Below are 20771 nucleotides of genomic sequence, written 5' to 3'. Positions count from 1 at the left end.
ATAAAGTCAATGATTAGTTCGGGTCAATAGCGATGACTGCTCAACTTAATAGGAGGAATGCCCATTGACGCATGCTACGAAAGACAGCGTGAAAGTTTATGCAATGGGCGGCGTTGGCGAAATTGGAAATAATATGACAGTCATTGAAGTGAATCATGCCATCTATATTATTGATGCGGGGTTGATGCATCCCCATGAAGATATGCTTGGTGTTGATACCGTGATTCCTGATGTCTCTTATTTGAGTGATCGCCGTGAGCAAATTCAAGGTATATTTTTAACTCATGGTCATCAGGCAAATATCGGCGGGCTTCCCTACTTGTTAAGGGATTTGAACGTACCTGTTTATGGGACACGTTTTACGCTGGCACTTGTGTGGGAGAGTCTTAAAAGAGTAGGCGCAAACTTTCCACGAAATTTATTCAATACAATTAACCCTGACCGGCGTATGAAAATCGGTCAGTGTATGATCGAGTGTTTTAGAACATATCACAGCATACCTGATTCAGTCGGTTATGCCATCAAAACAAATCAGGGTTACATTGTGCATACAGGAGATTACAAGTTTGATTTTACTCCGGTCGGAGGTTTCCCTACAGATACAAGCAGAATCTCACGAATCGGCGATAAAGGGGTGCTTTGCCTTCTTTCCGACAGCAAACATGCAGAGCTCCCCGGTAAGGAACCTTCTGATGCTGTTATTGGTGATCGTTTTAATCACATACTTTATTCGGCTGAAGGCAGAGTCATTGTTGCCATTCATGCAACAAATATCTACCGTATTCAGCAATTTCTGGAGGCATGTGAGCGTCATAACCGCAAGGTCGCCATTGATGGAAAGTATTTGGAACGCGTGATTTCTATTGCGTCTAAAGAAGGATTTCTAAAGCTTCCCAAAAACATACTCATTAATTGGGAAAAGTCGACGAAGCAACCGGAAAGAGAACTCGCAATTCTGACAAGCGGTCCGGACGGAGATCCGTTAACACCGCTGACAAGCCTGGCTAACCATCTGCATAAAAAATTGAGACTCAAGGAACATGACCTGATCATCTATGCGGCTTCCCTGACGCCTAGCAATGAAAAAACTGTCACGAATGCCATTGATCAATTAATGAGTGAAGGTGCTCAAGTCATCTTTGGCAAAGCGGTTCACGTATCCGGTCATGGAGCTGGAGAAGATATTGAAATGATGCTCCAATTGACCAGACCCAAATACGTGATCCCAATTGATGGAGAATTTAAAATGATGAGGGCTCAGCAAAAAATGGCCGAGGCCATGGGTATATCTGCCAGCCGTACATTTTTGCTTGATAAAGGTGATGTTGTTGCATTTACTGACAGAGAGGCAAATAGAGCAGACACGGTTCCGGCCGGCCAGCTCCTTGTTGACGGACTGGGTGTCGGAGATGTTGGAAATATTGTTTTAAGAGACCGACGCCTTTTGTCGCAAGATGGTACAGTGATTGTTGTGGTTACCTTGGGGCGCAGAACAAAGAAAATACTTGCTGGTCCGGAAATCATTACACGTGGATTTGTTTATGTTCGTGAATCAGAAGATCTTTTAGATCAAGCTAATCATATTGTTTCCGATGTGCTGTCAAAATCATTGACACAGCACGTATCTGAGTGGTCATCGCTAAAAAGTGGAATTCGTGATTCGTTGAGCAAATACTTTTTTGATAAAACCAAACGCCGTCCAATGATACTGCCAATTATCATGGAATTTTAAAAGCCGGGTCCTGCCCGGTTTTTTAATACTCTTGAATTTACCACTTTAAGCGTGGTGACACTGCCCTGTATCCATTCAATAAAAGCAACGGCTTAGCCGAGCATTAAAGCGGAGATTCGTCCGCAATAAGCAGGCTCACATAGGCGCGCAGGTTGGTGGCTTCATGACGCACCTGTATTTCAGTAAATGGTCCAAAAATCAACTGCCCGATTTAACAGTGGCTGTGCCTGCATTGCGAAAACGCGCGATTGGCAATGCTTTGCTAAATACCAAAAGATAGAGTAAATTTAAAACAAAAGCAGTGAAAAGCAAACAAGTGCTCTGAATTAAACGAGGTGCAGGAAGATTATGGCTAAGAAAAAAAGAAAACGTTCACGTGCAAAAATCGGTTGGAAAGAAACGCTGATCTATGAGGTCGGAGGACTCTGTATGTTTGCTCTGACCTGCATCGGTATCAGTGATCTGGGAGTAGCAGGTGAAGTGATTAAGGAAGCCGCCCGGTTCTTTGCCGGTGACTGGTGGGTACTGCTTCTTCTATATTTTCTTGTGCTGTCCGTCTACTACATTCTTTTTCGCCGGCAGCCTGAATTTTTTACACGCAGACTTTCTGGAATCTATCTTCTTACCTTCACTTTACTTCTGGTCAGTCATGTTCGATTATTCGAAGCACTCTCCACAGTCAATGAATGGCAGAATCGCTCCGTTATTTTTAATACTTTTTTGCTTTTTCGCCAAGAACTGACCGGATCAATAACAAGCCAGGGATTAGGCGGGGGTATGGTAGGATCTGTTGGTTTTGCTTTCTTTTACTACCTTTTCTCAACGATCGGCACTTATTTCATGACTGCTTTCCTGTTTCTGGTTTCGCTTATTTTAATTACGGGCCATTCGCTTCGCGATTTATTAAATAAACTGTTTGGCCGTGTTTTTAAATCCGCTAAAAACAGTGGCACTTATTTTAAAAGACTCTTTCAACGTCAGTTAGAAAAAAAGAAACAAAGCTCTTCTGCGGAAGAACAGGAAAGGGCCGATCAGGATGCCCCGCCCGTTGATGATAAACTTTCGGAAACAAATGGCGGTGCGCCAGAGATACATGATTTCAACGAGGCCATGGTCGATACAGAGAATCCCGCCTCCCGCGACCCAGTGCAGCTTTCTGTAGATGATTATAATGAACATAAAAACGTGAACAGAAATGATGTACCGAATTTCTCACAGGGACCGGTTGAAAATGAAGATTATCAGTTGCCACCGCTGTCGTTGCTGCGTGCACCGGGCAAAAATGCTCAGAATAATGAAAGACGGCATATTGCCGGCAATGTCCGCACGTTAGAGAGAACGTTTGAGAGTTTTGGTGTGCGGGCCACGGTAAAAGAAGTGCATCTTGGTCCAGCGGTTACCCGTTATGAAATTTATCCGGAAGCAGGCGTGAAGGTCAGCAGAATTCTTAGCCTGAGCGATGATCTGGCACTGGCACTGGCGGCGAAGGATATTCGCATTGAAGCGCCGATTCCGGGAAAATCAGCGGTTGGTATCGAAGTGCCTAATCAGGAAGTTGCTATGGTATGCCTCAGAGAAGTACTCGAGTCCGGTAATGCGAAACGAGCGTCTTCAAAATTGACGATCGGCCTTGGACGTGACATTTCCGGGGAACCAATTTTAGCCGATTTAAATCGGATGCCGCACCTTTTGGTTGCAGGCGCTACAGGAAGCGGCAAGAGTGTTTGTATTAACAGCATTATCATTACATTGCTCATGCGCACTAAGCCAAGCGAAGTTAAATTATTTATGATTGACCCCAAAATGGTCGAGCTTAATGTTTACAACGGCATTCCGCATCTGCTGACCCCTGTTGTGACTGATCCGGCTAAGGCAGCGTTGGGCCTGAAAAATGTACTCGGAGAAATGGAGCGTCGTTACGAACTGTTTTCCGAGAGTGGTACGCGTAATCTGGAAAGCTATAATGAGGCTGTACGCAAATTTAACCGGGAACACGATGAAAAACAGCCGCTCATGCCCTATATTGTTGTCATCATTGACGAACTTGCTGATTTAATGATGGTTGCCTCGAAAGATGTTGAAGAAACAGTGACAAGACTTGCCCAAATGGCACGTGCGGCCGGCATTCATTTGATTATTGCGACTCAGCGCCCGTCGGTGGACATTATTACCGGTGTGATCAAAGCGAACATACCTTCAAGAATTGCGTTCAGTGTTTCATCAATGATGGATTCGCGGACGATTCTTGACTCTGGAGGTGCAGAGAAACTGCTTGGTAAGGGCGATATGCTCTTTCTGCCGATTGGCGCTTCGAAACCGGTACGCATTCAAGGTGCCTTCTTATCCGATGAAGAGGTCGAGGCGGTTGTAAACCATGTGATTGGGCAGCAAAAAGCCAACTATCAAAAGGACATGATGCCTTCAGAACAATCAGAGAAAACGGAGGAGAAGGTTGATGATGAGCTGTTTGACGATGCAGTCCAACTTGTTGTCGACATGCAGACGGCCAGTGTTTCCATGCTGCAGCGAAGATTTAGAATCGGCTACACACGTGCCGCACGCCTGATTGACGCAATGGAGGAACGCCATATCGTCGGACCATACGAAGGAAGCAAGCCACGCACTGTACTTGTTCCCAAGCAAAGCGACGAAGTAAGCGGAAGGTAGAATCGTAGTCTATTTATTAAATTGGGGTGTCTGCACAATGAACAGGATACTGATTACAGGCGCAGGTGGAGCGATCGGCAGTGCTGTGGCAAAAGTGCTGGCGTATAGAGGTGCTTCTCTTTATCTGCATTATTATCATTCAAAGGATAAGACAGAACAGCTTGCCAATCAATTAAAAGAAAAATATGAAGATCAGAATTTTGTATGCGTGAAAGCAGATCTCGCCCACCCGAATGGACCAGACACCTTACTCGATCAGTTGGGAGAAGAAATTGATGGTGTTGTTTACGCGAGTGGAAACAGCGACATTGGTCTTTTTCAGAATGTAAAAACGGACACAATAAAAAAAACAATTCAGTTACAGCTGACGAGTCCGTTTCGTCTGCTTCAGGAACTGGTTAAACCAATGATTCGTGAAAAGAAAGGTAAAATTCTGCTTGTGTCGTCGATTTGGGGGCTCGAAGGAGCGGCGACTGAAGTATTGTATTCTATGGTTAAAGGCGGGCAGAACTCCTTTGTTAAGGCACTCGCCAAAGAGGTAGCTCCAAGCGGTATCACAGTAAATGCAGTGGCTCCAGGTGCAGTAGATACGCCGATGATGAAGATGTTCGGAGCGGAGGATCTCCGATTGATTAAGGAGGACATTCCCATGGGTCGCCTCGCTGTTCCAGAAGAGGTTGCATCATTGATCGGTTATTTAATGAGTGATGCCGCAGATTACATCAGCGGGCAAGTCATTTCAATCAACGGCGCCTGGTATTGCTGAATCAGTGCCTTTTTCAGAAAGGTTCGAAAGTGATACAGGAAGTTATGATTGCTGCAGGATGATCTGAATGATGCGTTCCTATCCGGTTATGGAAGCATATGCTTCTGAAGATGAGGAATCCTTTTGCATCAAGATTAAAAAAATCGATAAAAATAAAGTGCCAAAAGCAGCTTTTTTTATGAATATATCGTTAAAATGATGAAGTTATGATAATATTATTAGCGTAATGAACTTGAACAGGTGCTTGCTTCAGAAGCTTGATCAATGGTCGTGATTTTGGTAATTTTACAGGAATTTTAAATTCGACCGTAAAGAAGAAGGACTGAGAAGCGAAATACATAAAAGGAAATTGAATACCGGCTGAATAATCATATAGAATAGTCTTCGTGCCAGAGAATCAATTAACTACTCTGACGCGGAAATTCTTTACTTTCCCAATGTCGGGCGATAAGCCTTTTCTGCACTTGCCCATCCGATTTTTTTCAAATAAGTTTCCGAATAACTGAACAGTAGGGCAAAGATGACAAAGCGATTTGATCTGCGGTGAATCGAGTATTTTATGTTTTGAAAACGGGATATCTTAAATGCTTTGAACAACTACGGGCTGACGATTTAACTTTTCGTGGCTTCGGATTTTTTCCACGCTACGCTAACTTGAAATGTACATTTTGTATCCAGCCCACTTAATTTAACCGCTTCGATCACCTGTTGCCAATACCAATAGGTCAACGCTCTCCCGGCGGTGCTCTTTTTCAAGATGTATGGCTGCATCAGGATCGATAAGAGAACGGCTGCTTCTAAATAGTGTTGAACTCAGAACGTTCAACAATTATTTTTCCATACATTGAATGTCCAAATCATTGTGATGCTGGTGCGTTCAAAACACCAGAATGAATTCATTAAAGCGTAATAATTAATTCATAGTGGCAGGTGTTAGTGTTGAGCGAACTTGGTCAAGTATTGAAAGAGACTAGGGAACAAAAGAAACTTTCTCTGGATGACCTTCAACGGGAAACGAAAATTCAAAAGCGTTACTTGAAGGCAATTGAAGAAGGGGACTACAGTCAATTGCCTGGTGAATTTTATACCCGTGCTTTTATAAAGAATTATGCTGAAACGCTTGGACTGGACTTTAAAAGCTTGTCGGAGCAGTATCCAGGTGATATGCCTAAACTTGCGAGGCAACATGTGGATACTCCGGTTATGCCGCCGGATGGAAGTGAGTCTGAACGGGCGCAGAAACCGATACGCAGAAGTGCAGTTCGTGCGAAAAACTGGTCATCATTTGTTAATAAGGCACTTGTGATTGTATTTATACTGATCGCACTGATGATTGTTTATATTTTGATTACGCATTTTGCGGGTGATCGCTCCAATCCATCATCAGGAACAAGCAGCAGTCATTCCGTCCAGTTCAAAGGGGACAGCGCCTCTTCCAATCAGGCCTCATCAGATAGTTCTTCGAACAGTGCGACGGATTCCTCAGCGAATCAAATGCTTAAGAAAGAGAGCGAGCAGGGGTCAACAACAACTTATTCTCTGTCTGGGACGGAAAAATTTGAGGTGACAGTCTCTGCGGCACCAAATCAGACACGAGGTGCATGGTTCATGGCCTCTGACGGTCAAACGAATAAACAGATTGTTCAGGGCACGGTTGATCTTCATGGCAAGAAATCTTATAAATTTGATGCCTCTAGTGCTCAGTCACTTCGTCTTCGATTTGGTAACGTTCCGGATACGAATCTGAAAATTAACGGGCAAAAGGTTGATTTTCCAAATAAAAATACGGTGCAGACGCTTCTCATTAATTTTAACAAGTAACTGTAAAGATTTATTGGAGAGCGGCCTCTTGAGGCGGCTCATTTTTTGATCGTAGAAAACTTGCCAACTGGCAAGGGGTTGGCGCAGACACCCATTAATATATGAGTATAAAATTTATATAGTATGAGGTGACGGTCGCCTTGTTTGCGCCTGATGCCTGACAAAGCCGGGCTTTATAACGAAACTTGTCAAATCATGATTTACACCATACAGGGGGAATATGGAAATGAATATTGCCAATAGATTAACAGTCGCCAGAATGGTTATGATTCCGATTTTTTTGATTCTGCTTCTTGCGCCGATTTCATTCGGCAGCATCAGTATGGGATATTATCAGCTTCCCGTGGCCCAGCTTCTGGCAGCAATCATTTTTATGCTGGCATCATTTACAGACTGGCTTGATGGACAGCTTGCACGCAAGTATCACTTGGTTACTAATTTTGGAAAACTGCTTGATCCGCTTGCGGATAAGCTGCTGGTCATGAGTGCCTTTGTCGCCTTCGTCGGACTTGGCAGAATGGAATCGTGGATGGTGATTCTGATCCTGGCTCGTGAATTTGCCGTGACGGGTCTGAGACTGGTAGCTGTTGAGGAAGGTGAAGTGATTGCGGCGAGCAAAATTGCTAAATGGAAGACGACCACTCAAATGGCGGCCATCATTCTCTTTTTATTTAATAATGTTCCATTTGGCATTGGAGGATTTCCGCTTGATCAAATCATACTTTGGATTGCCGTTCTACTAACGGTTTTATCCGGCGCAGATTATTTTATTAAAAACCGCGCGATTTTTTTACGCTCAAAATAAGCAGGTGCGCTTGCGCTTCATTTTGTTGTGGCTAATAATATAAAAGAATAGTATTTTCGAATATACTGATGGGGGTTCCTGTTCATGAATGCTGAAATCATTGCAGTGGGTTCGGAACTTTTGCTTGGACAAATAGCAAACACGAATGCTCAATTTATTTCCGAACATCTGGCTGCGCTGGGGGTTAACGTGTTTTTTCACACGGTGTGCGGGGACAATCAGGACCGGTTGATTAATGTGATCAATCACGCTGAAAAACGGGCGGACCTGCTGATTTTTACCGGCGGGCTTGGTCCGACCCGAGACGACCTGACGAAAGAGACTGTTGCTCATGTTCTGAAAAGAAAAATGGTTACGGATCAAAAAGCAATGGACAGCATCCTTGAATATTTTAAAGTTACCGGCAGAGAAATGACCGAGAATAATAAAAAGCAGGCTCTGGTGATTGAAGGAAGCCAGGTTCTTCCCAATCACTACGGTATGGCGCCGGGGATGGTGGTCGAAGAAAACGCGCACATCTATTTATTGATGCCGGGGGTTCCTGCGGAAATGAAACCAATGTTTCTCGATTTTGCGGAACACTACCTTGCACGCAGAAACGAGGAACATATTCAATCGCGTGTGCTTCGCTTTTTTGGCATCGGTGAGTCCCAGCTGGAGACCAGGATCATTGACCTGATCGACGCGCAGACCAATCCCACTATTGCGCCGCTCGCCAAGGAGAGTGAAGTCACCTTAAGACTGACGGCAAAGCATGCGAATCCGATGCAGGCTACGGCGATGCTCGATGAAGTTGAGAATAAAATTAAAGCGAGAGTCGGCAGCTATCTTTACGGATACGGGGAAGAATCACTCCCTCAGGTTACTTTTGAATGCCTGCAAAATCACGAAGAAACCGTTGCCTTCGCTGAAAGCCTTACGGCCGGCATGGCCGCTGAATGGATGGCTCGTTTCTCAGGTGCCTCATCCGTTCTGAGTGGCGGAATTGTCTGCTATACCAATTCAGTCAAGCATAATGTGCTGAGGGTGCCGGAAAGCGTTCTGGAGACCGAAGGAGCGATCAGCGCTGTGTGTGCAAAGCATATGGCAGAAAACGTCCGTGGATTGTGCAGCGCGGATTACGGTATCTCTTTTACAGGAGTTGCTGGCCCGGACAAAAGTGAAGGCAAAGAAGTTGGGACCGTTTATATTGGTTTCGCGAGCAAAGAAACGACAGAAACCTATCTTTTTCATTTTAACGGGCAGCGGAACAAGATAAGAATCCAGGCTGCAAAAACGGGTTATGACCTTTTAAGAAGACATTTGAAGGGTTTGCCGGCAATCGTTCATTAAGATAAAAGCGAATAAATATTCGCAGAACACTTGTGCTCATACTGGAAAACCTGTATGATTAAAAAAAGAATGTTTTAAGGAGATGAACGACGATCATGGCTGAGAAAAATGAACGAAAAGCTGCACTCGACAGTGCTCTTCGCCAAATCGAGAAACAGTTTGGCAAGGGATCAATTATGCGATTGGGAGAACGGCCGGAACAGCGCGTATCAACTGTATCAAGCGGTTCACTGGCTTTAGATATAGCAATGGGTGTTGGCGGGTATCCACGCGGGCGCATCATCGAAATTTACGGGCCTGAATCTTCGGGTAAAACAACGGTGGCGTTGCATGCAATTGCGGAAGCGCAGCAAAATGGCGGTCAGGCAGCTTTTATTGATGCTGAACATGCGCTTGATCCGGTTTACGCCGAAAATCTCGGTGTTAACATTGATGATCTGCTTTTGTCACAGCCGGATACCGGGGAACAGGCACTTGAAATCGCTGAGGCGCTCGTTCGCAGCGGTGCCATTGATATTATTGTTATCGACTCGGTAGCTGCCCTGGTGCCGAGGGCGGAAATTGAAGGAGAGATGGGCGATTCGCATGTCGGTCTCCAGGCGCGCCTTATGTCTCAGGCACTCAGAAAACTTTCCGGAGCAATAAGCAAATCGAAGACAACGGCTATTTTCATTAACCAGATTCGTGAAAAAGTAGGCGTCATGTTTGGGAATCCCGAAACGACCCCGGGCGGACGTGCCCTGAAGTTCTACGCTTCTGTCCGGCTGGAAGTGCGTCGCGCTGAAACGCTGAAGATTGGCAATGATATTGTGGGGAACCGTGCGAGAATCAAAGTGGTAAAAAATAAGGTCGCGCCTCCGTTTAAGCAGGCCGAAGTTGATATCATGTATGGACAAGGTATTTCACAGGAAGGCGAGATCCTTGATATCGGTTCTGATCTGGATATTGTTGAAAAAAGTGGTTCCTGGTATTCTTACAATGGCGAACGGCTCGGTCAGGGACGTGAAAACGCAAAGCTGTATTTAAAAGAGAATACTTCGGTAAAGGCGGAAGTGAAGCAGAAGATACGTGAACATTATCAGCTGGATGAAGTGCCTGCTGATGATTCAACTGCAGAAACGGCTCCTCTTCCCGACAATGAGTAATGCTGTGCTGTGAAAACGTACACAGTGCTGAAAGACGGCCATGTCCTTATACTTTCATGATTGGGTGAAGAAAAGCGCTTATTATTGAAGAGCGCTTTTTTCATACCCAGAAACCACTTTTTAGAATGGACGCGTAAGGAGTAATGACTTATTTGCCGGTACGGGAAGAGAGAGAGTCCATTTAATGGGAGCAAGGTTGACAACCCAAATAGGCAATTATACAATAAACTTGTAACTGTAAAGTTACTGATTACATGAATATGTAAACTTTTCGCATGAAAATGCTTAAAAACGACAGGGCAAGTGTGGGAACCAGGCAGTTTCTTTCAAATGTATCCGCGTTAATTTGATATCCGGGACAGAGAGGAAGCAATTAGGGTTTCGACAGGTCATTTTTAAGCATCGTTCAGTAAAAAGCAACTGTTTGGTTTATTGACGATACGGAAAAGCAAGGGGGTGAAATAATGATCATCTACGTTATGATCACCTCCATTGTGCTTGTCTCTGTAGTTTGTCTGTTTGTTGGCTATTACATTCGGAAGAAAATTGCTGAGGCGAAAATTTCTTCTGCTGAAACCGCTGCACGCCAGATCGTTGATGATGCACGGAGAGATGCGGAGGCAATGAAAAAAGAAACGCTTTTAGAAGCGAAAGACGAAATTCACACGCTCAGATCCCGGGTGGAGAATGAGTCGCGTGAACGTCGCAATGAGCTTCAGAGGCAAGAAAATCGCCTTTTGCAGAAAGAGGATTTGCTCGATCGGAAAAGTGAATCACTCGATAATAAAGAAAATTCGCTTGAAAAAAGGGAGGAAATTCTTAGCAAGAAACGTCGACAAATTGAAGAGATGGAAAGCAAAGTGGAGGAATCGTTGCGAAAGCAGCAGTCAGAGCTTGAACGTATTTCCGGATTAACAAGCGATGAGGCGAAGGAGTTAATTCTGAACCAGGTCAGAGAGGAAACGGCTCATGAGGCTGCTCAAATCGCAAAGGACATCGAAACAAGAGCGAAGGAAGATGCTGAAAAAAAGGCGAAAAGCATTCTTTCACTTGCGATTCAGCGTTGTGCAGCCGATCATGTGACAGAAACAACCGTTTCGGTGGTCAATTTGCCCAATGATGAAATGAAGGGGCGAATAATCGGACGTGAAGGAAGAAATATTCGCACACTTGAGACGCTAACTGGTATTGATCTGATTATTGATGATACTCCGGAAGCGGTTATCCTTTCAGGATTTGACCCGATCCGGCGCGAGGTTGCGCGTATCGCTCTTGAGAAGCTTGTTCAGGACGGACGCATTCATCCGGCTCGAATTGAGGAAATGGTTGAAAAATCGCGGCATGAAGTCGATGAGAAAATACGCGATTATGGTGAACAGACTATTTTTGAAGTCGGAATTCACAATTTGCATCCGGATTTGATCAAGATACTGGGACGCCTCCACTTCAGAACAAGTTACGGTCAAAATGTTCTGAAGCATTCAATGGAAGTAGCATTTTTGGCTGGCATTATGGCTGCAGAACTTGGCGAAGATGAGAACTTGGCACGAAGAGCAGGTCTGCTGCATGATATAGGCAAGGCGATCGATCATGAAGTTGAAGGGAGTCACGTAGAAATCGGAGTTGAACTGGCATCGAAGTACAGGGAACATCCGGTTGTGATCAACAGTATTGCTTCGCATCATGGCGATACAGAGGCAACTTCTGTGATATCCGTTCTTGTTGCTGCAGCTGACGCGCTGTCTGCAGCAAGACCGGGTGCGCGGCGTGAGACACTTGAAACCTATATTCATCGCCTTGAAAAACTGGAAGAAATTTCAGAGTCCTTTGAAGGTGTGGAGAAATCTTATGCGATTCAGGCAGGCCGTGAAATACGCATCATCGTTCAACCTGATATTGTGGATGATGCAAAATCTTTCCAGCTGGCGCATGATATCACAAAGAAAATTGAGAATGAACTGGATTATCCAGGAAACATCAAAGTTACAGTGATCCGTGAAACGAGAGCTGTAGAATATGCAAAATAAAAAAAAGCGGCATGAGCCGCTTTTTTTTACAGAGTAAGAAAAGTATTTGATTTTATAGCTAAGCATAAAAGTGTCAGCCAGACACGAAAAGTAAAACACCTGCGGCAATCGGGCAAGCATAAATCATAATCGGAGATGGACGGCAGGGCATCCTTGTCCGGTTTAGTATATATAATTTTTAAAGATGATAAGCGCAATGGCGACCACTTTCTCGCCAAAGCGCAGCGAAACCAGGCTTTCTGATACAAACAGGGCATGCTTTAAGGAAAAGAGTGGTAGCCATGAAAATTTTATTTGTTGGTGACGTGTATGGACGTACGGGAAGAGAGATGATTGAACAGTATCTGCCGAAGTTAAAAAGCAAGTACCAACCGGCAGCAACGATTGTCAATGCAGAGAATGCCGCACATGGTAAAGGGCTCACCAAAAAAATCTATCAGAAATTATTGGAAGTCGGGGCGGATATGCTGACCATGGGGAATCATACATGGGATAATCGTGAAATTTTTGAGTTTATTGATGAAGCAAAGCAGCTGGTTCGTCCTGCGAATTTTCCAGCCGGGACGCCGGGAAGCGGATTGCGCTATATTGAACTGCCGCATGGCGTCAAGGTGGCGGTCATCAATATTCAGGGGCGTGTCTTTTTGCCGTCACTTGATGATCCGTTTCGCATTGTCAGGCAGCTTGTTGATGAAGCACATAAAAGGACACCGATTATTTTTGTGGATGTACATGCAGAAACGACCAGTGAAAAGCTGGCACTCGGATGGTATTTAGACGGAAGCGTATCTGCGGTAATTGGAACGCATACACATGTGCAAACAGCGGATGAACGTATTTTTCCAAAAGGAACCGCCTATTTGACAGATGTCGGAATGACAGGGCCTTACAATGGGATTATTGGTGTCCAACGTGCTGCAGTAACAAAAAGATTCTTAACGTCAATGCCTGTTCGATTTGAAAGTGAGGATGGCCCAGGCCAGCTTGGAGCCGTATTAATTCAAGTCGATGAAAGCACAGGAAAATCTTCAAAGATTGACCGCCTTTTAATTAATGAAGATCACTTGTTTTTTGAATAATCCGCTTTATATTCGCCAGAAACAGTGATCCTTTTTTAGATGAACGATGGTCTTTAAACAACTGATGTAAACGTCAATTAAAGAGACCCCACAGTATGTGAGGCAGGTGTAAGAAAACACGCACTGTTGCGTGTTTTTTGATTGTTCAATGTGATATGTCCGTCTTTGTTAAAAAGATGAGAACGGTTTTTATCTCGGCTCAACGATGAGTTTGATAGCGGTGCGTTCTTCACCATCAATCAGAATATCGGTAAAAGCTGGAATGCAAATTAAATCGAGACCGCTTGGCGCGACAAAACCTCGGGCAATTGCCACCGCTTTGACTGCCTGATTCAGCGCACCAGCGCCGATTGCTTGTATTTCTGCCGTTTTTTGCTCTCTCATAGCATGCGCAAGGGCTCCGGCAACAGAGTTAGGTACAGATTTTGCTGATACTTTTAAAACATCCATTTCCGCTTGTCATCTCCTTATGAGGATTGCCCATAAATTACTATATTCTTCAAGGCGATGACTATGCCTATTTTGGATTGCAAAGAAAACACTCTTTTGGTTTATCCTTGGGATTTTATAAAACAAAGTCAGCAGATAAGAGACAGGTGGCGATCAACATTTTTCTTCTTTAGAGGTATGGAAGGGCAACTTTATGCAAGTGTTTCCAAATACATGATACAATAATGTCATAAGAAGATCATTCAAAGTGATGTGGAGGCACTTGCTTATGCGTGTAGAACAATTAATGTTGAAAGATGTTGTGACGATACAAGAGCATGACTCGGTCAAAGCATTGATTAGAACCATGATTACACACCAAATTGGCGGGGTGCCTGTTGTAAACAGTCAGAATCAGCTTACAGGTTACGTCAGTGACGGTGATCTTCTGCGGGCCATTTCCCCAAAGCAGCAAACCATCTACGATCTTTATTCACTGATTTCTGCCGTGGTGGTTGATATGTCCAAGGACAAATTGAGCGATTTGCTTAATAAACAAGTCAGCAATTTTATGAAAAAAAGAAATTTGCAAACAGTTGATAAAGATGAAGATCTGGACACCGTCCTAAAACAGCTGTCCCATAATCATATTAAACGGATCCCGGTAGTTGATGACCAGCATCGTGTCATTGGACTGATCACCCGCGATCAGATTATTCAGCATATCGGTGCACAGTTTTTAGAAGAATAAAACAGCATGGGCGTGAAGATGCCATGCTGTTTTTGTATGTTCAGGGTTTTCTTTTCGTGCCTGGCGTCAAATGCCGCTGGGAGAATCGGAGTGAAAGCCGTATTGTTCAGGCTGGATGGATTGTACAGACGGAATACGCCTCAGCAACGGAACACATAAGAGATAGACTGAGATAAAGAGGAGGCTGCTGCTCGTTGCAGCAAAAATGATCTGAGGTCTAAATAGAGTGCTCAGTACACCGCCAATAAGCGAACCAATCGGCATCATGCATGAAGAAATACTTGTAATAACGGAAATTGACCGGGCAAGCATTTTTTGCGGAATAACATTCTGCATGAAGACAAAGCTGAGCACATTTGAAAGACCAATTGGGATCATGCTGATTGAGAACAGAATAATTTTGAACGGAATGTAGGGGATACATGCGGAAGCAAACCAAAAAGAAAAACCCAGAAAATAACCGACAATCATCAGACGGCCAAAGGCAAATCGCTTAAACAGGCCTGCTGAACCGGCACCAATCAGGCTGCCAATCGACATACCTGCTAATAGGAAGCCGAATATTTCAGATCCGCCGAGAGTATCAGAATAGGCAGGAAGTGAGGCCATCATCGCCCCAAATACGAAATTCGTAATTGCGCTGGCGACGAGCATTTTGCCAAGAATGGAACGGAAGACGGTAAGGAATCCTTCTTTTAGATCATTGAAATAACGTCTTGTTTGCTCTTGAATGGTTTTGGCAGATTTATTTTCTTCATGGGCATATTGAAGCTTTATAGCGGAAAAAAGCAATGCTGCCAGGAGAAAAGTAACAATATCCGCCATATACAATGTGATTGCGCCGACAGAGGCGACTAATGCACCGCTGAGCGCATTAAATGCGGCATCACTTCCCTGTTGCGAGACCGCCATTAAAGAATTAGCAGTGACCCTCTGCTCTTTCGGAAGAATCTGCGGGATTAAGGCATTTTCAGCGGGCAAGGAAAACTGGTTCAAAAAAGCAGCGAGTGGCATGATAATGAAAATCATTGTGACAGATAAAAAGTGAAAAGCATAAGCAATTGGAATCGTACACAGCAATAAGGCCTGGATTAACTGAGTTGCAACGAGCAGGTTTCGAATTGAATGGCGATCAATGATCGGACCTGTGATAAATTGAAATGCCTGGGGAGCAAGCGTCAGAAATCCAGCAATTCCGGAGTAAAATGCTGAACCACCAAGTGTATAGACAAGCCACATTGCTGCGATGTAGTACATGCTGTCACCGATATTTGAAATGAGCCTTCCGAATAATAACATAGAAAAATTCATATGACGGAGCAGTGGTTTCACATTCAGGACCCCTTAACCTTTATACATTTCTTTATTAAGTAATGTACCAAAGTCAGTGGACACATCAATCAGACGCAGGTCGGAGAATGCACGCGCCCCAAGCATGATTTACTCCTGGAAAAAGTGTTTCAAAAGTAGAGTTTTTTGCCGTTGTTTTTAATCATTTATTGCCCTGTATTTGCCATCGCGGCCTTCTCAGACAATCGAAAATCTGCTGAGTTTCTCTGGCACGCATCAACAGGAACGGCCCCACAGGCAGCACGCATATTGCTGCGAGTCCGAAAGCAACATTATATTCAAAATGGCTAAAGTAAGAGAAAAATTACATGAGCTCATGTACATCAGTCTTTTTGGGGCGCAAGTCGTAGCATTCTGCCCCGGCTTTACTGCATGAAGGCAGGTGCCTGAGAGCCGGTGTACAAGCCACATAGACTGCGTAACACAGGAATCCAAAACCAGCAGCAGTAAAAACTGCTGTTGCTCCGAATACCACACTCAGGACACCACCGATCAACGATCCAAGAGGCATAATGCATGTCGCCAAACTGGCCACTAATGACATGATGCGAGCAAGCATTGTGTGCGGAACGATATTTTGAATCAAAGTAAAATTAATAATATTATTGCAGCCTGGCAGAATCATACTTAACAAAAATAAAAGAGGCACAAGCAGCGGATTCGGAGTCAGGGCAGCAGTCATCCAAAGAAGAAATCCGACTGAATAACCGACCATCAGCATTTTACCGATCGGTTTCTTTTCAAACTGAGGCGCAATCAAAGCGCCGAAAAGTGTTCCGATGGCCATCGCTGCCATCATGAATCCATATAAAGCAGCGCTGCCTTTTTGATCCGAAAAAGCAGGGAGGGCTGCGTACAGTGCCCCCAATGCAAAATTGATGATCAGTGATCCGACAATCATCTTGCCGATAATGGAATGGCTGACCTGATAGATCCCTTCGCCAAGATCTGAAAAATAACGCCTGCACTGGGCCTGGAATGAAACTTGCTGGGTTGGCCGATCTGCAGCGGGTAGCCGAAGCATCGAAAACAAAAGGATCGCGCAAAAAAAAGTAATAACATCAGCGCTGTACAGCGTTACAGCTCCGGCAACCATGATCAGTAATCCACCAACAGCCTGAAAAACTGCGTCAGTGCCCTGGTAGGCCAGTGTCATTAAACTGTTTGCCCGAATCCGTTGCTCTTTATGAAGAAGCTGCGGAATTAATGCACTCTCGGCAGGAAAGGAAAACTGATTAAAAAACGATACAACAGGCATAACGATGAGTATAAGTGGTACGTTGAGGACGTTCAGCCATGCGGTAACAGGAATGACAACTAAAAGAATGGCTTGAGCCAGCTGGGTAACAATGATCAATTTCTTAATCGGATAGCGATCAATAATCGGACCGACAATAAATTGCATCACTCTCGGCAGCATCGTGAGAAAACCGGCAATACCAGAATAAAATGCCGACCCGCTCAATTGATAAACAAGCCACATCGCGGCAACATAATAGACACTGTCTCCAATGTTTGTTATCAATCGAGCAGAAAATAAGAGACGAAAATTTCTATTTTGTTTTAACAAATTCATTCTGCTCTATGCCTCCAAAAAAAGATTGAAGTGATTATAGCATGGAATGATATGAATTTTTTAAAGTGTTACTATAATATACACGGAAATGAGGATGCTCATCTTTTTCTGATTACGTGTGCAGAGGTGAAAATCAAAGTGTGCTGCGTGTGTCATTCTTTCCACTCATGAACAAATTTGCTATAATTTAATGATGGAATTTGAAAGGGAGGTTTCCTTGTGGCTGGGCAGACATTCAGCAAAGTTGATTTTTCAAAGTATTTCCAGCCGCCTTCTCTGAAAGATGCGCGCAGGCGGCGCAGAGAAGCGGTTCAAATCATAAATGATTTCACAATACCGGATGACATGGAAACGGTTGGGCGTGAAAAGCGCTATTTAATTGAAACCTATGGATGCCAGATGAACGAACACGATACAGAAGTCATGGCCGGAATCCTTGAAAAAATGGGATATCAGGAGACTGATGAACTCAAAGATGCCGATGTTATTCTGATCAATACCTGTGCCATTCGCGAAAATGCGGAGAATAAAGTATTCGGCCATATCGGTGCGCTGAAAACACTGAAACTTGAAAAACCGGGGCTAATTATTGGTGTCTGCGGATGCATGGCTCAGGAAGAAGTAGTTGTTAACAAAATACTTGCCAAATATCCGCAAGTTGACTTGATCTTTGGCACACATAATATACACCGGCTGCCGCAACTATTGAAAGAAGCGTTATTTGGCAAGGAAATGGTCGTTGAGGTATGGTCAAAAGAAGGAGATATTATTGAAAATCTCCCTCAGTCACGCCGAGGCCACATTCAGGCCTGGGTTAACATTATGTATGGATGTGACAAGTTCTGCACCTATTGCATCGTTCCCTATACTCGTGGTAAAGAGAGGAGCCGCCGCCCTGAAGAAATCATTCAGGAAGTCCGCGAGCTTGCTCGAAAAGGGTATAAAGAAGTCACTTTGCTTGGTCAGAATGTTAATGCATACGGAAAAGATTTGAAAGATCTTAAAAACTATGGATTGGGCAATCTTATGGATGAAATGCGGAAAATCGGCATTCCGCGCATACGTTTCACAACAAGCCATCCGAAAGATTTTGATGATCATTTAGTTGAGGTACTTGGGAAAGGTGGCAATCTTTGCGAGCATATCCATCTGCCGGTCCAATCAGGCAGTTCCGCCATTCTTAAAATCATGGGGCGCGGGTATACACGGGAACGCTATCTTGATCTGTTTCACAAGATTAAGAGGGCGGTTCCAAACGCATCTTTTACTACCGACATTATTGTGGGATTTCCTAACGAGACTGAAGAGCAGTTTGAAGAGACGATGTCACTTGTCCGTGAATGTCAGTTTGACGGCGCCTTTACATTTATCTATTCTCCACGTGCAGGTACACCGGCTGCACGCATGAAGGACAATGTGCCTATGGACGTGAAAAAAGAGCGTTTGCAGCGTCTGAATAAGCTTATGGATGAATTAGCCGCTCAAAGCAATGCGAAATATCAGGATCAAGTTGTCGAGGTCCTGGTGGAGGGCGAGAGCCGCAAAAATCACGATGTACTTTCCGGACACACAAGAACGAATAAAGTCGTTAATTTCCGCGGACCGAAATCACTGATTGGTCAACTCGTCAAAGTTAAAATTACGGATGCCAAAATGTGGTCACTGGATGGTGAGTGGCAGGCGGAAACAGAGGCGATGCATCAATGACGCATCTGTATTCTAATGAGGAGATCCTTGCAAGGGCGAAGATGCTTGCTGAGCGGCTTTCAAGCACTGAACAGGTACAGTTCTACAAACAGGCTGAAGCGAAAATCAGCTCGAACCAGAAGGTGCAGCGGTTAGTTGATCGGATTAAGCATTATCAGAAAGAATCGGTTAATTTACAGCACTTTGGGAAAACAGAAGCCTATCATCAAAATGAGGCGGTCATTGATCGGTTGCAAAAAGAACTTGAATCCATTCCCGTTGTGCAAGAATTTAAACAGTCTCAGGAAGATGTGAATGATTTTTTGCAGTTGCTTGTAAAGCTTGTTTCACAGCAGGTTTTCAAAAAGAATCAATCGACACAATCCGATAATTAATCGGTTATATAAGTAAGTACAATCAATGGGTCTTCCACTATCTGTGCATATCCAGTGCGCGATGTGGAAGCCACTGCATCTGCGGAAGAGATGACCGGGCACTTTCTGCCCGGTTTTTAAACAAGCGCTTGCTTATTTGCCTATTGATGCTGTTTAACTTTTCCAGTGCTTGTCTGATTTAAAACTTGAGCAAACTGAGTCTATATATTCAGGAGCAAATAAATAAATTTTCTTCTCATTGTCTGTACCTCCTTTTTGTTTCACACGTGTTATTCGCCCTGCATAACATGAAGATGAAGAAGGTAAAGGAGGTTTGGACTCTTGGCAGAGTATGCATACAGGGAAATTATTACCAAAGCGATTTGCGGCAAAGGCAAGAAATTCAGCAGATCCGCACACACTGTGACCCCGACGCATAAACCGACGAACGTCCTGGGATGCTGGGTAATCAATCATAAATATAAAACAACCTATCACAAGGATGCGGTTAATGTTGACGGAACCTATGACATCAATACATGGTATTCGTATAACAATAATACGAAGACCGAGGTTGTCTGTGAAACAGTAAGCTACCATGATCGTGTTCCACTAACGCTTCGCGACAAGCAAGTCGTTTCAGATCATGTTCAGGTTACTTGCCGGATGCTGCAGGAACCGAATTGCCTGGAAGCAAAAATTTCATCAAACGGCAATCGTGTTGTGGCGCAGGTTGAGCGGGAATTTCTCGTAGAAGTAATTGGTGAAACAAAGGTTAAAGTTCAAGTTGATGGCAATGGATTGGTAGAAGTTGAAGATGACGCGGATGAAGATAAGGACCTTGATAAAGAATTGAACGATTTGGATTCTGATTTTTTGACTGAAGATGAGGACGAAGAATAGGACGCGGATTCATCTTCGATTCAAGTGTTATGTTCGGCGAGATGTCGTCAATATGTAGGCACGAGGCATTGAACAAGCGGATCATTTTTTTAATCCAAAACAGTAAATAGGCTCATTGAGGTCATGATCCATTTTGGAGGTCATGACCTTTTATTTATTTCCAAAGTTCGTTCTTCCTGATTGCTCCGGTACTTGCCAGAACTGTTCTGACAGGTTCCGTCAACTAAGTGAACGGTTATTCATAAATCGAATCCGATCAAATACATTGTGATTATTCTCTCACGCTAACCGTGGTAGATTAACTAAAGTAAATAGAGCTCTGTGCTAT

16 protein-coding genes are annotated in these 20771 nt (G+C 44.0%); 13 read left to right on the top strand and 3 right to left on the bottom strand.

All coding sequences use genetic code 11. The features are described 5' to 3' along the window. Positions 1 to 64: 64 nt before the first annotated feature. The 9 genes from M3N64_RS02590 to M3N64_RS02550 all read left to right on the top strand — a co-directional run bounded on the left by M3N64_RS02590 (position 65) and on the right by M3N64_RS02550 (position 13374). Complete coding sequence (locus M3N64_RS02590) at positions 65 to 1732, top strand: ribonuclease J (RefSeq protein ID WP_249097012.1); 1668 nt, start codon at positions 65 to 67, stop codon at positions 1730 to 1732. Between the two features lie 348 nt (positions 1733 to 2080). After that, positions 2081 to 4399, top strand: coding sequence for a DNA translocase FtsK (locus M3N64_RS02585; RefSeq protein ID WP_249097010.1), 2319 nt, complete (start codon positions 2081 to 2083; stop codon positions 4397 to 4399). Positions 4400 to 4436: 37 nt separating this feature from the next. Beyond that, positions 4437 to 5165: an elongation factor P 5-aminopentanone reductase gene (ymfI, locus tag M3N64_RS02580; RefSeq protein WP_249097009.1), complete on the top strand. Its 729-nt coding sequence runs from the start codon at positions 4437 to 4439 to the stop codon at positions 5163 to 5165. 936 nt (positions 5166 to 6101) lie between these two features. Continuing rightward, complete coding sequence (locus M3N64_RS02575) at positions 6102 to 6986, top strand: helix-turn-helix domain-containing protein (RefSeq protein ID WP_438270987.1); 885 nt, start codon at positions 6102 to 6104, stop codon at positions 6984 to 6986. 226 nt (positions 6987 to 7212) lie between these two features. Beyond that, complete coding sequence (gene pgsA, locus M3N64_RS02570; RefSeq protein WP_249096999.1) at positions 7213 to 7791, top strand: CDP-diacylglycerol--glycerol-3-phosphate 3-phosphatidyltransferase; 579 nt, start codon at positions 7213 to 7215, stop codon at positions 7789 to 7791. A gap of 84 nt (positions 7792 to 7875) precedes the next feature. After that, a complete protein-coding gene (locus tag M3N64_RS02565; protein WP_249096994.1) occupies positions 7876 to 9123 on the top strand; it encodes a competence/damage-inducible protein A in 1248 nt (415 codons plus the stop codon). 95 nt (positions 9124 to 9218) lie between these two features. Beyond that, positions 9219 to 10268, top strand: coding sequence for a recombinase RecA (gene recA / locus M3N64_RS02560; RefSeq protein ID WP_249096993.1), 1050 nt, complete (start codon positions 9219 to 9221; stop codon positions 10266 to 10268). A gap of 479 nt (positions 10269 to 10747) precedes the next feature. Then, on the top strand, positions 10748 to 12295 hold the full coding sequence (gene rny / locus M3N64_RS02555; RefSeq protein WP_438270994.1) for a ribonuclease Y: 1548 nt from the start codon (positions 10748 to 10750) through the stop codon (positions 12293 to 12295). 281 nt (positions 12296 to 12576) lie between these two features. Next, positions 12577 to 13374: a TIGR00282 family metallophosphoesterase gene (locus M3N64_RS02550; RefSeq protein WP_249096985.1), complete on the top strand. Its 798-nt coding sequence runs from the start codon at positions 12577 to 12579 to the stop codon at positions 13372 to 13374. Between the two features lie 189 nt (positions 13375 to 13563). On the opposite strand, the gene M3N64_RS02545 is transcribed toward M3N64_RS02550, so the two are convergent. Beyond that, a complete protein-coding gene (locus M3N64_RS02545) occupies positions 13564 to 13824 on the bottom strand; it encodes a stage V sporulation protein S (RefSeq protein ID WP_249096983.1) in 261 nt (86 codons plus the stop codon). Between the two features lie 268 nt (positions 13825 to 14092). Between M3N64_RS02545 and M3N64_RS02540 the strand changes: the two genes are divergently transcribed. Then, entirely contained in the window at positions 14093 to 14554 is a 462-nt protein-coding gene (locus M3N64_RS02540) for a CBS domain-containing protein (RefSeq protein ID WP_249096982.1), read from the top strand. Positions 14555 to 14620: 66 nt separating this feature from the next. On the opposite strand, the gene M3N64_RS02535 is transcribed toward M3N64_RS02540, so the two are convergent. Next, the gene (locus M3N64_RS02535) at positions 14621 to 15886 is read right to left on the bottom strand and encodes an MFS transporter (protein ID WP_249096979.1); all 1266 of its coding nucleotides are present in this window, start codon (positions 15884 to 15886) and stop codon (positions 14621 to 14623) included. Between the two features lie 322 nt (positions 15887 to 16208). Continuing rightward, positions 16209 to 17480, bottom strand: a complete 1272-nt coding sequence (locus M3N64_RS02530; protein ID WP_249096977.1) for an MFS transporter — start codon at positions 17478 to 17480, stop codon at positions 16209 to 16211. Positions 17481 to 17699: 219 nt separating this feature from the next. Between M3N64_RS02530 and miaB the strand changes: the two genes are divergently transcribed. The 3 genes from miaB to cotE all read left to right on the top strand — a co-directional run bounded on the left by miaB (position 17700) and on the right by cotE (position 20443). Further along, on the top strand, positions 17700 to 19187 hold the full coding sequence (miaB, locus tag M3N64_RS02525) for a tRNA (N6-isopentenyl adenosine(37)-C2)-methylthiotransferase MiaB (RefSeq protein ID WP_249096975.1): 1488 nt from the start codon (positions 17700 to 17702) through the stop codon (positions 19185 to 19187). Next, positions 19184 to 19561, top strand: coding sequence for a YlbF/YmcA family competence regulator (locus tag M3N64_RS02520; RefSeq protein ID WP_249096971.1), 378 nt, complete (start codon positions 19184 to 19186; stop codon positions 19559 to 19561). Before miaB ends, M3N64_RS02520 begins: the two co-directional genes overlap by 4 nt. A gap of 321 nt (positions 19562 to 19882) precedes the next feature. Next, the gene (gene cotE / locus M3N64_RS02515; RefSeq protein ID WP_249096968.1) at positions 19883 to 20443 is read left to right on the top strand and encodes an outer spore coat protein CotE; all 561 of its coding nucleotides are present in this window, start codon (positions 19883 to 19885) and stop codon (positions 20441 to 20443) included. Positions 20444 to 20771: the final 328 nt, after the last annotated feature.

It is taken from the genome of Sporolactobacillus mangiferae, assembly GCF_023336505.1.
Lineage (GTDB): Bacteria > Bacillota > Bacilli > Bacillales > Sporolactobacillaceae > Sporolactobacillus > Sporolactobacillus mangiferae.
This window is presented reverse-complemented; position numbering and strand designations above follow the sequence as displayed.